Raw genomic sequence first — 13,867 nt, forward strand, 5'->3', positions numbered from 1 at the left:
AATTTGTCGCAACTTTTCTTAATCTCTCGCTGATCGGCTTCAGAACACGCATCCATTGCAGCATCTGGAAAACCGTTGGGCGCTATCAATCAGGTTATCTCAAATGGCAAGAGCAAACGAAATCAAGCGTGGCATGGCGATTAATCACAACGGGAAACTGTTGTTAGTTAAAGATATAGATGTTCAAAGCCCCAGCGCACGTGGAGCCAGTACACTGTACAAAATGCGCTTTTCCGATGTGCGTACTGGGCTGAAAGTAGAAGAGCGTTTCAAAGGGGATGACATCCTAGAAACCATCAATCTCAGCCGCCGCAAGGTGAACCTCTCATATATCGATGGCGAAGAGTATGTCTTTATGGATGATGAAGATTACACCCCATACATCTTTAAGAAAGATCAGATCGAAGAGGAGTTACTGTTCATCCCCGAAGTCGGGTTGGCGGGTATGCAGGTGCTGATGCTGGAAGGACAAGTATTGGCGCTAGAGTTGCCACAAACCGTTGATATGGAAATCATCGAAACAGCACCTGGCATTAAAGGTGCTTCAGCCAGCGCTCGCAACAAACCGGCCACCATGGCGACCGGCCTGACTATTCAAGTTCCTGAGTACTTAACGACCGGCGACAAGATCCGCATCCATATTGCCGAACGTCGCTACATGAGTCGGGCTGACTAACTGTGCTAGGCTGGTTAACCATAACGCTCTGGTTGTTAACCAGCCAGCAATTACAGTAATTGAGGGAAGAAACGCCGCTTCAGTGCTAACTCAACCCCTCGGATCTCTGCCAACCCCTTCAGACGCCCTATCGCTGAATAACCCGGATTGGTTTTCTTTTTCAGATCATCGAGCATCTGATGGCCATGATCTGGTCGCATTGGGATAGCACGGCGATCGCCCGCCTGATGACGACGTGACTCTTCTGTCAAAATCGCCTCAACCACCGCTACCATATCAACATCCCCGTGCAGATGAGCGCCTTCATGAAACGTCTTCGGGTTCTGCTCACGGCAGGTAGCACGCAGGTGAGTAAAGTGAATGCGATCACCAAACGTCTCAATCATCTTCACTAAATCGTTATCACCGCGTACCCCATAAGAGCCGGTACACATGGTAAAACCGTTGTAGATGCTATCGACACACTCCTTCAGCCACTGCATATCTTCAATCGTAGAGACAATACGCGGCAAACCGAGGATCGGACGCGGTGGATCATCAGGATGTACCGCCAAACGCACGCCAACCTCTTCCGCGACAGGCACAATCGCACGCAGGAAAAACGCCATGTTTTCACGCAGTTTCGTCTTATCGATATTTTGATACTCGGCTAACCGGGCACGGAATTGATCCAGCGTGTAGCCCTCTTCTGCCCCCGGCAATCCAGCAATAATATTGCCAGTCAACTTGGCGATGTCCGCCGGACTCATCGCGGCAAAATAGTCCTTGGCCTCAGCAATCTCTTGCGCGGAGTAATCCTGCTCTGCACCTGCACGCTGCAAGATATGCAGGTCAAAAGCAGCAAATGCTATCTGATCAAAGCGCAATGCCTTGGAACCATCTGGCAGTTGGTACTCCAGATCAGTACGTGTCCAGTCAAGGATCGGCATAAAGTTATAACAGACGGTATCAACGCCACACTGCGCCAAATTACGCAGCGACTGCTGATAGTTGGCGATATAACGCTGATAATTGCCACTGTGCGTCTTGATCTCTTCATGCACAGGAATACTCTCTACCACCGACCAAACCAGCCCTTTCTCGGTTAATAGTGCCTGGCGAGCTTGGATTTCTGCCACTGGCCACACCTCACCATTCGGAATGTGATGCAACGCAGTCACCACACCCGTCGCCCCCGCCTGACGTATATCATCGAGTGAAACGGGATCATTTGGCCCATACCAACGCCATGTTTGTTCCATTAGATTTGCCCTTGTAAAAGTCAGTTAGCCATGTGGAATGTTGTCATACCACTTTATAATAGATATCACTTATCTTCAACCATGTGATATGGTAAATTGGCTAGCACATAAACTTGATGTCACTGGCAAGTTGGCACTATTACTGGCCTATTTGCTGTCACGCACTGATTCATCTCTGCTCTGTAGTGATACTAAAAGCAGATAAACGGCACAAAACTGGTCTAACATCTTGACTGTTGCTATCGACCACACTTTTCTTGTCATGGAGTTTTCATGAAAACGATCGCTAATTCCCCACTACCTGCGGCGGTGCAACGCCCCAACTACTCCCACCAGTCACTCTCCAGCCGCATCGTACATCTGGGTTTTGGTGCCTTTCACCGAGCACACCAAGCACTATTGACCGATCGGGTGCTTAACCGCCAGGGCGGCGACTGGGGGATCTGTGAGGTGAGCCTGTTTGGTGGTCAAGCGCTGTTTCAAGCGCTACGCCAGCAACAACACCAATACACCGTGCTGGAAAAGAGCGGCGACAATCATCAAGCGATTATCGTCGGTGCAGTACGTGAAAGCCTACATATTGAGCTCGATGGCATCGAAGCGATTTTAGCCAAACTGACCGAACCACAGGTAGCGATTGTCTCAATGACGATTACCGAAAAAGGCTATTGTATTGAACCCGGAAGCGGTCAACTCGATGTGCAACACCCAGCGATCCAGGCTGATATTGCCAACCCAACTCAACCTGGATCAGTCCCTGGCGTTCTGGTCGAAGCACTTGCACGCCGCCGCCAACAAAATCTGGCACCATTCAGTATACTCTCGTGCGACAACATCCCAGAAAATGGTCATGTAGTACGCAACGCGGTTCTCGGACTGGCACAACTGCGTGACACAACATTAGCTGCATGGATCGAACAGCAAGTCAGTTTCCCTAATACGATGGTGGATCGCATCGTGCCTGCTGCCACAGAACAGACGCTGGTCGAGATCAGCAATGCGCTTGGTGGAGTGCGTGATGAGTGTGGTATTGCCTGTGAACCCTTTATCCAATGGGTGGTTGAAGATAACTTTGTCGCTGGTCGCCCTGACTGGCAAGTGGCTGGAGTGCAACTGGTAAGCGATGTGCTACCGTTTGAGCGCATGAAACTGCGTATGCTCAACGGCAGCCACTCTTTTCTCGCTTACCTCGGCTACCTGGCCGGTTACCAATACATCAACGAGTGTGTCGCAGATGAAGCTTACTGCCGCGCAGCGCACCAACTGATGCTTAACGAACAAGCACCAACACTGGAAATGCCATCGATTGATCTCGCTGCCTACGCCAACCAACTGATCGAACGCTATCGCAATCCGGCGTTACAACATCGTACCTGGCAAATTGCTATGGATGGTTCTCAAAAGCTGCCACAAAGAATGCTGGAGTCGATCCGCTGGCACCGCCAACAGGGTAGCAGTTACCGTGGACTGGCGTTGGGTATTGCTGGCTGGATGCGCTATGTCAGCGGCACGGATGATGCTGGCCAGCCGATTGACATCCGCGATCCGATGCTCACACAGCTACAACAGAGCGTCGCCAGCTCGCAGGATGGTGAACAGCGCGTGCGTACTCTGTTAAAGTTAAAAACTATCTTCGGTGAACAGTTACCTGCTGATGAGCACTTTGTTGATCAGGTCACTAGCGCCTACCTATCGCTCCGTGATCATGGCGCACGCCAAACGGTAATCAATTGGCTCGCGCAGTAATTTAGTAGCAGCGCACGCAGGTAACTCGTTCTCCATCTGCGTGTGCAAACCAATCCGCCTAATAATGCAGCCAATCCTCTGCCAGCCTGTAATAAACAGTTTCACCTTTGAGGTTCTACCGCTACACTCACGATAGATGAATTGCGAACGGAACTTTCGCCTGTTATGAGCTTATTTTATTCCGTAGTCAGCGGATTTTTTGTCTTTGGCTATTGGCTACTTATTGCCGCAGTGACACTGCGTATTCTAATGAAACGGCGCGCCGTGCCTTCCGCAATGGCATGGCTGCTGGTGATCTACATCCTGCCGCTGGTCGGTATTATTGCCTATCTCTCTTTTGGTGAATTGCACTTAGGCAAAAAACGTGCAGAACGCGCCAAAGCAATGTGGCCCTCAACTGCGCGTTGGCTAACCGAACTGAAAGAGTGTCGACGCATTTTCGCCAGTGACTACAGCGAAGTAGCGCGGCCGCTATTTCAGCTCTGCTATCATCGACAAGGCATTGAAGGGGTAAAAGGCAATCACCTACAACTGCTCACTGCCAGCAACGCCACACTGGAAACCTTGATCCTGGATATTGAGCAGGCACAGCACAATATCGATATGGTGTTCTACATCTGGCAACCGGGTGGCCAAGTTGACTTACTGGCGCAAGCATTCATGGCTGCGGCAATGCGCGGCGTAAAATGCCGCCTACTGCTTGACTCTGCTGGCAGCCGACAATTTTTCCGCAGCCACTACCCCAACATCATGCGGACCGCCGGTATTGAGGTGGTTGAAGTACTGAAAGTTAATCTACTGCGTCTCTTCTTTCGCCGTATCGATCTGCGCCAGCACCGCAAAATGGTATTGATCGACAACCACATTGCCTATACCGGCAGCATGAACATGGTTGATCCACGGCTATTCAAGCAAGATGCCGGCGTCGGCCAATGGGTAGATCTTATGGCCAGAATGGAAGGGCCTGTTGCTACCACACTGGGTATCGTTTATGCCTGCGACTGGGAAATTGAAACCGGCAAACGTCTGCTGCCGCCCTCACCCTGCGTCAACTTTATGCCCTTTGAACAAGAGCATGGGCACACGATCCAAGTGATCGCCTCTGGTCCTGGATTCCCTGACGAACTGATCCATCAAGCGCTCCTCACCGCTGTTTACTCAGCACGTCAACAATTAACTATGACTACGCCCTACTTTGTCCCTAGCGACGATCTACTGCACGCAATTTGCACTGCCGCACTACGTGGTGTTGAAGTGAGCATCATCCTACCGCGTGACAACGACTCAATGATGGTGCGTTGGGCCAGCCGCGCCTTCTTCTCCGAACTACTGGAAGCAGGGGTAAAAATTTACCAGTTTGAAGGTGGCTTATTACACACCAAGAGCGTGCTGGTTGATGGCCAGCTCAGCCTGATTGGCACCGTAAACCTGGACATGCGCAGCCTATGGCTCAATTTTGAAGTCACCCTGGCGATCGACGATAACGACTTTGGTCACGATCTGGACAAAATACAGCGTGACTACCTCACACGTTCAAAATTACTGGCAATAAAACAGTGGGCAAAACGCCCATTTTGGCACCGTATTGTCGAACGTATCTTTTACTTTTTCAGCCCGTTACTTTAATCAGCCCCAGCATGTAATGACAATTGTTGCACTCAGTTAGAAACAGAATGCCCCAGAAAACACCGCACCTGGACAGCAAACAAACATTTCAGTGATTGCTCAGAGAAAAATGGCAGGTAGAATAGCGCCCAGAACCTGGCCAATAGGCCACGAGGGAGCTTTATGCTAGCGCATTGCTGTAGAGCGACCACTCAGCCACTGCATAGATAAGGTAGCCGAGGATCACCGATGCGGCTAAAAGGCGTGGTGCAGATTGGATAGGTTCGAAATCGGGTAGGCATTCAGACCCTCTTGGGCCAAATTAATAAAAATAACAGCAAAATCTCTCACTCACTAAGGTACTTGTATGGATTTGAATAATCGCCTGACCGATGATGAAACACTAGAACAAGCTTATGATATTTTTCTTGAACTGGCCGGAGACAACCTCGATCCGGCCGACATTCTGCTATTCAACCTTCAGTTTGAACAGCGCGGTGGGGCTGAACTGTATGATGCCAGCGAAGAGTGGCAACAGCATGTTGACTACCCAGTTGATGCCGATTTTTTTGCTGAAGTGGTGATTGGACTCGCCCCGAATGAAAGCGAAGCAATCAACGAGGTATTTGCCCGCATATTGATCTGCCGAGAACGCGACAACAAACTGTGCCATATTTTATGGCGCGAGTAACAACCACCTATCGCACCTGCTTGATTACATAGCCGCAGTTATCAGCAGATATGATCGCTGCCGTCAGCGTGAACGACGGCAGCACACAGCAACCGACTCCCCTACAGCAGCCCAGGGAAACTGGTCTTCACGCCGGTGACAATAAACTCAATACCCAATGCCATCAGCAACAAGCCCATAATACGGGTCACCACGTTGATCCCGGTTTGACCTAGCAAGCGCACTAACAGCGGCGCAGCTCGGAATAACAACCAACAACAAAAAGCAAACAGTGCAATCGCCAGACTAAACCCCAACAAATTGTGCCAATTGTTATAACGTGAGCTCCAAACGATGGTAGAACTGATAGCACCCGGCCCCGCCATCAGTGGCAATGCCAATGGAACCACGCCGACACTCTCGCGCAATGCACTCTCCGACTTCTCTTCCTTGTTCTGCTTATCTTCACCCAACTTACCGCTGATCATCGACATTGCAATGCTGACCACCAAAATGCCGCCGGCGATACGGAATGAGTCGATTGAGATACCAAACATCAGCAAGATACTCTCACCCAAAAATAACGAAACCCAGAGAATGATCGCTACTGAAAGGTTGGCGGTAAGGTTGGTTTTATTACGCCCTGCTGCTGATTGATAGTTAGTCATGCTAATAAACACCGGCAAAATACCTACCGGGTTCACCAACGCAAACAGACCAACAAAGAATTTGATATAAATAGGAAAATCGAGCAAGAATTGACTCACAACACACCCCGAATTAGTCGCGCTACGCCCATTATTTTCAAAAACGCCAACACGTTGCGCTAACCGCTAGGGAACTCGCATGAATAAGCACCATTGAGCTAACAAGCTTCACTCTACATCATTGATTTGTTTTTAATATCACTTAAAAACCATATGGCACACCCTCAAACAACCTTGATAACCCACAGTGGTTTGAATCGCGTCAGTATGGCAATAAAACCGCGCCAGTGTAATAGGATTTATAGCAACAATCCACTGCAAAAATTAGATAACTAATTCATTATTTGGCATATTGTTAGTTTATTGCACTGACAAATGCACAATATCAGTGTAAATATAGCAGGTTTATCACCCGCCCTAACTGGCATCTTCGCGTAACCTGAATACGGGTCTAGCTATCCACTCCCTGTACGGGTTACACCTGCTCTACCATTCACTAAACAGCATTTAATTTCGATTAACTCATAGAAACAGAAGAAGGTATTCTTTCCAAAACACCATCGCCGAATAGCAGGTAGAGCTGTCGTTCCGGCGTATGAACATAGCCGATATGACATTGACAGTGGTTACGTGAACAAGGGCGTGGAATCAATACGCTGCGATAGTCTTGCTGATAAATATTACCCAGTTTTTTATCGATAAAATGGCAGCGGCGGATAGTTCGATGCTGATCAACACTGATTACTTGCTCTCCTGTCAGGCAGGCTTTACCCAAACTTTGATAATCTTGTGCATTGATATTGAATAGTGGATCTATCTGGTTAAGAAAAAAACTGTTCCGGCTTATAGGGGTAGCAACGTGATCTGCTGCGGTAGGCATTCACCCACACATAGATCTCTGGTGCTAATGCGGCTCATAGCTCTGTAATCGCCGCAAAGTGTGACAGTCAGCGAGGCTGGCATCACGTCAACTCATAACTGTCCATCTGATGCACAACCTCATCGGCGTATAACCACGGGACGATAGCATCCCCCCTGTGGGGTCAAGTATCCAAAGTGTGGATTGTGTTGTAAGACTACTCTTTTGACTGAGTGTATCGAATGGCAAAAGTTGATGTGAAGTGCCCATTTTGTAAACAGACGGAATTCGTTAAAAAACACGGTCTGGGAAAAGCCGGCCATCAGCGTTATCGGTGCCAAATGTGTTGCCGAACTTTCCAACTCGATTACGCTTATCGCGCCTGTCACCCGAGTATGAAAGAGCAAATCGTTGACCTCGCTATGAATAACGCAGGTATCCGTGATACCGCACGGGCGTTGCATATCAGTATCAATGCTGTTGTGCGCACGTTAAAAACTCTCGCCGCGATGTGTAACTGCGCTGCCACTGGACAACCTGCAAATACAGCTCATCTGCGAAGTGGATGAAATGTAGTCATTTCTTCGCCGTTCTGAGTCAGCGGACTTATTTTAGACTTATTTGTTTGTGTCTATAAGTTGGTTCGCGAATGGGCTGTTTTATTGCGGTTTAAGGGATTCTATCTCAGTCCGTATTTGTGTCTCGTCTGCTTTTTTTCTATGCTACTATGAATCGATCTTTTTAAGGTCTTAATTCAGTCTTTTGTGTGTATGGGGGAAGCTTTAGGGCTGATACCCTGTTGCTCTTGTTTTAATTGCCTGACCCAGCGATCCATCGCCGATTTACTGACATTCATCGCTGTGGCCGCCTCTTTTACTGAATACCCGTGCTCAGTAACGAGTTGCGCTGCCTCTAGTTTGAATTCTGCACTAAATGTTCTATTACTCATTGTTTCACCTGCTCGTGTATGAGGTGTATCTTAACACCTCTCATCAGGTGGCCAAAATTACTGTACCACTACAGCACCCGGTGGGATGCGGTTTAGGTGTGGTGGGGTTCGGTGATGCACACTGTGCAGCCGCCTGCTTTCGCAGGTGTTCCCCCGGGTCGTGTGACCCGCCATGGGTATCGGTCGGTTTTCTCCTGTAAAAGGTGGGATAAAGGGTGCGTCAGATTGTCAAAAGGCCGTAAAAACGGCGCTCTGTCTGGTCTGGCGCGGGGTGTTGTGCGGCGTCACTTTCTCGCTTTACGCGTTGAAAGTGACGCCTTGTTGCCCGCTGCGGCAGTTAAAAAAAGAGCGTACAGGGCCGAATATCGGGTGGTGCCCGATTTCAACCTGTACGCAGGGGAGTAGCGGTTGACGCTGCCGCAGGAACGGCGGCGGTTCGTCGGTGAGCTGGAATGACGGTTTTTCGTCTGGGAGAGGAAGCCTGAACGCGTGTTGCGTCGCCATCTTTAATATCAGGCGGTGATGGCTTGGGTAGTTCCATTCAGAGGGGTGCTCTGAACGCGCACTTACAGGAACCGGTGCGCTTGGGTGTGTGCTCTACGAGCACGTTTGACAGGAAGATTATAACTGCCTTAAAACAGGTCGCAAGGGGATAGTTGAGGTGTGGAGTTTGATGGAGCTCTGTGAGCAAAAATATTTTTTGTATATCCTGATTCGTATTTTATCTGCCCACTGTTACTCTGAACTCAGTCAGTTTTAATCGGTTATTTAGGGACAAGAATCAAAGTCTATTATGTACTAGAGATAGCAGAGCAAACAGAGATATGATTCTCTTACAAATATGCTAAGCAGTAGCTGTTCGGTTAAAAGGGAACGTACAAGGCTCAGCATTTGATTCTGTCAGTGGCGAAGTGTGCACAAAGGGGGCAGCATGCGCATCAAATTTGTCGAGATTAATAATTTCCGAAAACTGAAATCTACGCATCTCGATTTCGACAAAAAAACGACGATTCTTGTTGGCGCTAATAATAGTGGCAAAACTTCGGCAATGCTGGCTCTGCGCATTTTTCTACTCTCACCGAAGCGTCTTGCGCTACGTGATGTAACGATTTCAAACTGGACAAAAATCGACCTCTTAGGTGATGAGTGGGAAGCAGATAGCGAATCCACTGTCGATCTTAATGCGCTCCTTCCTTCGCTTGATATATGGCTCGACGTTCCACTCAGCGAGATCCACCATGTCGTTCATATCCTTCCAACATTGGATTGGTCCGGCGGCCTGCTTGGTGTGCGGCTATCATACCGAGTCAAAGATCTCGACAAACTCAAAGCCGAATATCTCACACATCGTATCCCAGCACGAGATGCATCGATCAATGGGCCGAACGATGAAATAATCAAGATCGCATTATGGCCAAGCAGCCTAACCGATTTCTTAGAACGTAGGTTACAAACATACATTGAACTTTTAGCCTATCCTCTAGACCCTGCTGCTGTTACATTGCCAGGTAAGAACGGATTTACAACACCGCAAGTACTGCCCACAAGTGCGCTAGCGTTTGACCATCCTCCATTTAAAAACCTAATCAAAATCGATGAAATCGCTGCACAGCGCGACTTCGCTGATGCTGGAAGCAATGACGGTGGTGAGGATAAGACCGAGGCTACTACTCGCCGGTTCAAACGACGCCTATCTGATCAGCTTCGCTCTTATTACGACCGCCATCTTGATCCATCGAAAACACCTTCAGAAAAGGATTATGAGGCACTTGGAGCAATTCAAGCAGCCGAACAAAGCTTTGACACTCGCCTTGAAGCTGGGTTTGCTGCGGCCTTTGAAGAACTCGAGGACCTAGGCTATCCCGGCATGAACAATCCTAAACTCAAGATATCAACACTTCTTCGAGCAACGGACGGGCTAAAACATGGATCTTCAGTGCAATATCAGGTTGCCGACCCCTCAGGCAATGGTACCAAGACGCTCAAGCTCCCAGAAGACTATTCCGGTCTCGGCTATCAGAACCTCATAGCCATGGTGTTTATGCTTATGGGTTTTCGTGACGAGTGGATGCGTGTCAAAAAGGCAAGCCTGCTCGAAGGTACCGATGTACCGCATGAAATCCAGCCTCTGCACCTTGTACTTGTTGAAGAACCTGAGGCGCACCTTCATGCACAGGTTCAGCAGGTCTTTATCAACAAAGCATACGATCTTCTCAGGAAACACAACGATCTTGGTGCCGAGAATACCTATTGCACCCAATTGATTGTCAGCACCCATTCAAGCCATATCGCGCATGAAGCAGATTTCGCTAATTTGCGTTATTTCCGGCGCAGGCCTGCCGCGCATAAAGGAGAGACACCAACGACGACAGTCGCTAATCTTTCCCATATTTTCGGTGACGGCGACGATACAAAACGCTTCGCTAAGCGCTATCTGAAGGCTACACACTGTGACCTCTTCTTTGCGGATGGGGTCATATTTGTTGAAGGTCAAGCTGAACGTATTCTCGTACCTCATTTTATTCGTCATCATTTCCCCGAGTTAGCGCGGCGCTATGTCACTATCCTTGAACTTGGTGGCAGCCACGTGCATAGCTTTCGCGATCTGATTGAAGCACTTGGCATTGCAACGTTGATCATCGGTGATCTTGATGCAACGGTGTTAGCCAAAATAACCGACAAGAATGGCAAGGAAACGACTCGCTGGAAATCAACACGTCCCAAGCAAGGTGAAGGACAACAAACGGCAAACTCAGTGCTCAAAGAATGGCACCCCAAGAAAAAGCTGATCGACGAATTAATAGCACTGCCACCTGAAGAACATGCATTAACGACCGGCGACGACTATGAACTCTATGTTGCTTACCAAAAGCCAGGCAATGGCGATAATCTAATCACTCCTCGAACATTCGAGGATGCGTTGATTTTAGAGAATCTCGCCGTTTTAAAAGGGGTCAAAGGCTCTGCCACATCAGCCAAAATCTGCACCATCTTGGCTCAGAAACTTTCGGACGACGACCTTGCAGATGAATTGTTCGGCTTACTAAAAACTGCCGAGAAGGCTGCGTTTGCACTCGATTGCTTAATGCTTGAAGACCCCGAGGCTTTGAAGCCTCCCAGCTACATAGCTGCCGGTCTTGAATGGTTCGAAGGCGCAGTTAGCAGAGATATCGCGGACAGCGAATTTAAGGCAGGACTACCTCATGTTAGAAATTGAGACCGTATCACCAAATTTTGATGACGGCGCCGACGCACAAATCCAGGCCTGCCTGAACCCCACCGCCCCCAAAAGCTTTTTCCTGTATGCCGGTGCTGGCTCTGGGAAAACACGCTCCTTGGAAAATGCACTCAAGACGTTTTTCAAAAACTATGGTGCAGCCTTCCAACGCTCAGGCAAGAAGATCGCTGTGATTACCTATACAAACGCAGCAGCAGACGAGCTCACAGCGCGCATCGGAGATCACCCACTCTTCCCCATTTCGACGATTCACAGTTTCTGCTGGCAACATATCAAGACCTATCATCATGATATTCAGGCATGGCTACTTGAAGCCCTTCCGACCGACCTTGCCGAACTATATGAGAAACAGGCGAAGGGACGTGCTAGCAGCAAAGCAGCGATAGATCGCGAGCGCGCCATCAACTCAACAAGGCGACGCCTCGAATGGCTCAGCGTCCCACGGCGTTTCACCTACAATCCCAATGGGGACAATTATGGTCAGGACTCTCTGTCGCATTACGAGGTGCTAAAAATCACGGCTTCATTCATTGAGTCAAAACCATCAATGCAAGCGGTTCTCGTCAACAAATATCCTTTTCTGCTCATCGATGAGAGTCAAGATACAAACAAGATATTGCTCGAAGCATTCTTTACACTCGCAGCTGCGAACAAGGGAAAATTCGGCATGGGGCTGTTCGGCGACACTATGCAGCGGATTTACCTTGATGGTCATCCGAATTTAGAGCACCTCGTACCTACAGATTGGGCTCGTCCGGTTAAGCGGTTGAACCATCGCTCACCCCAGCGTGTCATCACGCTTGGTAATGTGCTGAGAGCGTCAGTTGATCGCCAAAGCCAAGTTGCCCGCAACGACAGTGAGGTAGGTTTTGTTCGTCTTTTCGTCGCATCCAACGACATACCTGACAAGCCGGGATTTGAGCGAAGAGCCCGAGAACGGATGGCCGATCTATGTGATGACTCCAACTGGCGTGTTGAGGCAACAACCAAAGTGCTCACTCTTGAGCACCATATGGCGGCATCACGGTGCGGTTTCCTCGATATGTTCCAAGCCCTAGATCGGGATTCGCGCCTTTCAACAGGACTACGAACCGGAGAGCTTGCTGGTCTAAGGTTGTTTACTGATCGGGTTGCCCCACTCATCGCAGTTGCACGCGCAGGTGATAGATTCGCGGTTATGGCTCATCTGCGCGCAGCCTCTCCGCTTCTTAAGCGGTCGGCTATCGCCCAAGCGTCAATCTCGAACGACCCACTACTGCCAATACGTTCCGGAGTGGATGCACTGCTTGCTCTCAACCCAGAACACCCCACCACTACCTTCCTTGCAGTACTGGAGTGTGTAGCAAAGTACCGCCTATTTGAAATTCCAACTGCACTACAGCCATTCGTCGTCGATAACTTCACTATGACAGAAGCTCGGCAGATCACCGATGACGATATTTCGGATAACGAAGAGAAATCTACTGAATCATCACCAGCAAGCCTTGAAGCTTGGCGAGCGTTTTTGGAAACGCCGTATAACCAGACGATCCCATTCTCAGAATATGTAAATGACCGTGGAGCATTCGGAACTCATCAGGGTGTAAAAGGCCTCGAGTTTGAACGCGTATTGGTAGTATTAGATGACAGTGATGCTCGTGGATTTCTATTTTCATACGACAAACTATTCGAAGCCAAGCCTCTATCGGATTCGGATCACAGGCATCTTGCCGATGCTACAGATAGCAGCATTGAACGCACGCGCCGTCTCTTGTATGTCACATGCACTCGCGCAAAAAAAAGCCTAGCTCTTGTCGCTTACACCGAAAATCCCGATGAATTGATCGCGGCTGCGATTCGTAATCAATGGTTTGCTGCTGGGGAAATTGAGCGACTATGATACCGCACTTAAATTGCCAATATCTCTAAGCCACAGAAACTTGAATGGATATTAGATAATAAGAATTTACTTTCGATTTTTAGCTAACAATAAGACCTAGTAACAGAAGTTAATAGCTTTCCTGGCTCTCTGTAAACATCCGGCCATCTCACCTTGTTAGCCTCGTCAACCACGATCATTATTCTCGCCATCACATCCTCTGCTTGAGAATAAACCATGCCATATACCAAACAGCAAAAACAGCAGCATCTTGATAACTGGCGAAACAGCGGACTCTCCCAATCCGCTTACTGTCGC

10 protein-coding genes and 2 pseudogenes are annotated in these 13,867 nt (G+C 48.9%); 8 read left to right on the plus strand and 4 right to left on the minus strand.

From position 1 onward, the window contains the following. Window positions 1–103 precede the first annotated feature (103 nt). A complete protein-coding gene (gene yeiP, locus EOJ37_RS11520; protein ID WP_127960057.1) occupies window positions 104–676 on the plus strand; it encodes an elongation factor P-like protein YeiP in 573 nt (190 codons plus the stop codon). A 50-nt stretch (window positions 677–726) separates the two neighbouring features. Here yeiP and uxuA read toward each other — a convergent pair whose 3' ends face one another. After that, window positions 727–1,917, minus strand: a complete 1,191-nt coding sequence (uxuA, locus tag EOJ37_RS11525) for a mannonate dehydratase (RefSeq protein ID WP_127960058.1) — start codon at window positions 1,915–1,917, stop codon at window positions 727–729. A gap of 273 nt (window positions 1,918–2,190) precedes the next feature. Here uxuA and EOJ37_RS11530 point away from each other — a divergent pair, with 273 nt between their 5' ends. The 3 genes from EOJ37_RS11530 to EOJ37_RS11540 all read left to right on the plus strand — a co-directional run bounded on the left by EOJ37_RS11530 (window position 2,191) and on the right by EOJ37_RS11540 (window position 5,959). Beyond that, window positions 2,191–3,663: a mannitol dehydrogenase family protein gene (locus tag EOJ37_RS11530; protein WP_127960059.1), complete on the plus strand. Its 1,473-nt coding sequence runs from the start codon at window positions 2,191–2,193 to the stop codon at window positions 3,661–3,663. A 165-nt stretch (window positions 3,664–3,828) separates the two neighbouring features. Further along, the gene (gene cls, locus EOJ37_RS11535) at window positions 3,829–5,289 is read left to right on the plus strand and encodes a cardiolipin synthase (protein ID WP_127960060.1); all 1,461 of its coding nucleotides are present in this window, start codon (window positions 3,829–3,831) and stop codon (window positions 5,287–5,289) included. 346 nt (window positions 5,290–5,635) lie between these two features. Continuing rightward, the gene (locus tag EOJ37_RS11540; RefSeq protein WP_127960061.1) at window positions 5,636–5,959 is read left to right on the plus strand and encodes an HI1450 family dsDNA-mimic protein; all 324 of its coding nucleotides are present in this window, start codon (window positions 5,636–5,638) and stop codon (window positions 5,957–5,959) included. Between the two features lie 101 nt (window positions 5,960–6,060). Here EOJ37_RS11540 and EOJ37_RS11550 read toward each other — a convergent pair whose 3' ends face one another. Continuing rightward, window positions 6,061–6,705: a YchE family NAAT transporter gene (locus tag EOJ37_RS11550; RefSeq protein WP_127960062.1), complete on the minus strand. Its 645-nt coding sequence runs from the start codon at window positions 6,703–6,705 to the stop codon at window positions 6,061–6,063. 457 nt (window positions 6,706–7,162) lie between these two features. Beyond that, complete coding sequence (locus EOJ37_RS11555; RefSeq protein ID WP_127960063.1) at window positions 7,163–7,525, minus strand: hypothetical protein; 363 nt, start codon at window positions 7,523–7,525, stop codon at window positions 7,163–7,165. 221 nt (window positions 7,526–7,746) lie between these two features. Here EOJ37_RS11555 and EOJ37_RS11560 point away from each other — a divergent pair. Next, a pseudogene (locus tag EOJ37_RS11560) lies at window positions 7,747–8,077 on the plus strand (IS1 family transposase); the annotation flags it as partial. A 196-nt stretch (window positions 8,078–8,273) separates the two neighbouring features. On the opposite strand, the pseudogene EOJ37_RS11565 reads toward EOJ37_RS11560, so the two are convergent. Continuing rightward, window positions 8,274–8,453: pseudogene (locus EOJ37_RS11565) on the minus strand (transposase); the annotation flags it as partial. A gap of 931 nt (window positions 8,454–9,384) precedes the next feature. On the opposite strand from EOJ37_RS11565, the gene EOJ37_RS11570 reads away from it, so the two are divergent. The 3 genes from EOJ37_RS11570 to tnpA form a co-directional block, all read left to right on the plus strand. Then, a complete protein-coding gene (locus EOJ37_RS11570) occupies window positions 9,385–11,670 on the plus strand; it encodes an AAA family ATPase (protein WP_127960065.1) in 2,286 nt (761 codons plus the stop codon). Then, window positions 11,657–13,570, plus strand: coding sequence for a UvrD-helicase domain-containing protein (locus tag EOJ37_RS11575; RefSeq protein ID WP_127960066.1), 1,914 nt, complete (start codon window positions 11,657–11,659; stop codon window positions 13,568–13,570). Before EOJ37_RS11570 ends, EOJ37_RS11575 begins: the two co-directional genes overlap by 14 nt. A 216-nt stretch (window positions 13,571–13,786) precedes the next feature. Then, the coding region (tnpA, locus tag EOJ37_RS15075) for an IS66 family insertion sequence element accessory protein TnpA (protein ID WP_420820636.1) at window positions 13,787–13,867 on the plus strand (81 nt) is incomplete at its 3' end.

Origin of the sequence: Serratia microhaemolytica, assembly GCF_004011885.1 — a bacterium.
Classification (GTDB): domain Bacteria; phylum Pseudomonadota; class Gammaproteobacteria; order Enterobacterales; family Enterobacteriaceae; genus Serratia_G; species Serratia_G microhaemolytica.

What these genes read in the sequence shown, in the direction of transcription:
- yeiP (WP_127960057.1), top strand. Translation starts at nt 104, where the DNA reads ATGGCAAGAGCAAACGAAATCAAGCGTGGCATGGCGATTAATCACAAC.
- uxuA (WP_127960058.1), bottom strand. Translation starts at nt 1,917, where the DNA reads ATGGAACAAACATGGCGTTGGTATGGGCCAAATGATCCCGTTTCACTC.
- EOJ37_RS11530 (WP_127960059.1), top strand. Translation starts at nt 2,191, where the DNA reads ATGAAAACGATCGCTAATTCCCCACTACCTGCGGCGGTGCAACGCCCC.
- cls (WP_127960060.1), top strand. Translation starts at nt 3,829, where the DNA reads ATGAGCTTATTTTATTCCGTAGTCAGCGGATTTTTTGTCTTTGGCTAT.
- EOJ37_RS11540 (WP_127960061.1), top strand. Translation starts at nt 5,636, where the DNA reads ATGGATTTGAATAATCGCCTGACCGATGATGAAACACTAGAACAAGCT.
- EOJ37_RS11555 (WP_127960063.1), bottom strand. Translation starts at nt 7,525, where the DNA reads ATGCCTACCGCAGCAGATCACGTTGCTACCCCTATAAGCCGGAACAGT.
- EOJ37_RS11570 (WP_127960065.1), top strand. Translation starts at nt 9,385, where the DNA reads ATGCGCATCAAATTTGTCGAGATTAATAATTTCCGAAAACTGAAATCT.
- EOJ37_RS11575 (WP_127960066.1), top strand. Translation starts at nt 11,657, where the DNA reads ATGTTAGAAATTGAGACCGTATCACCAAATTTTGATGACGGCGCCGAC.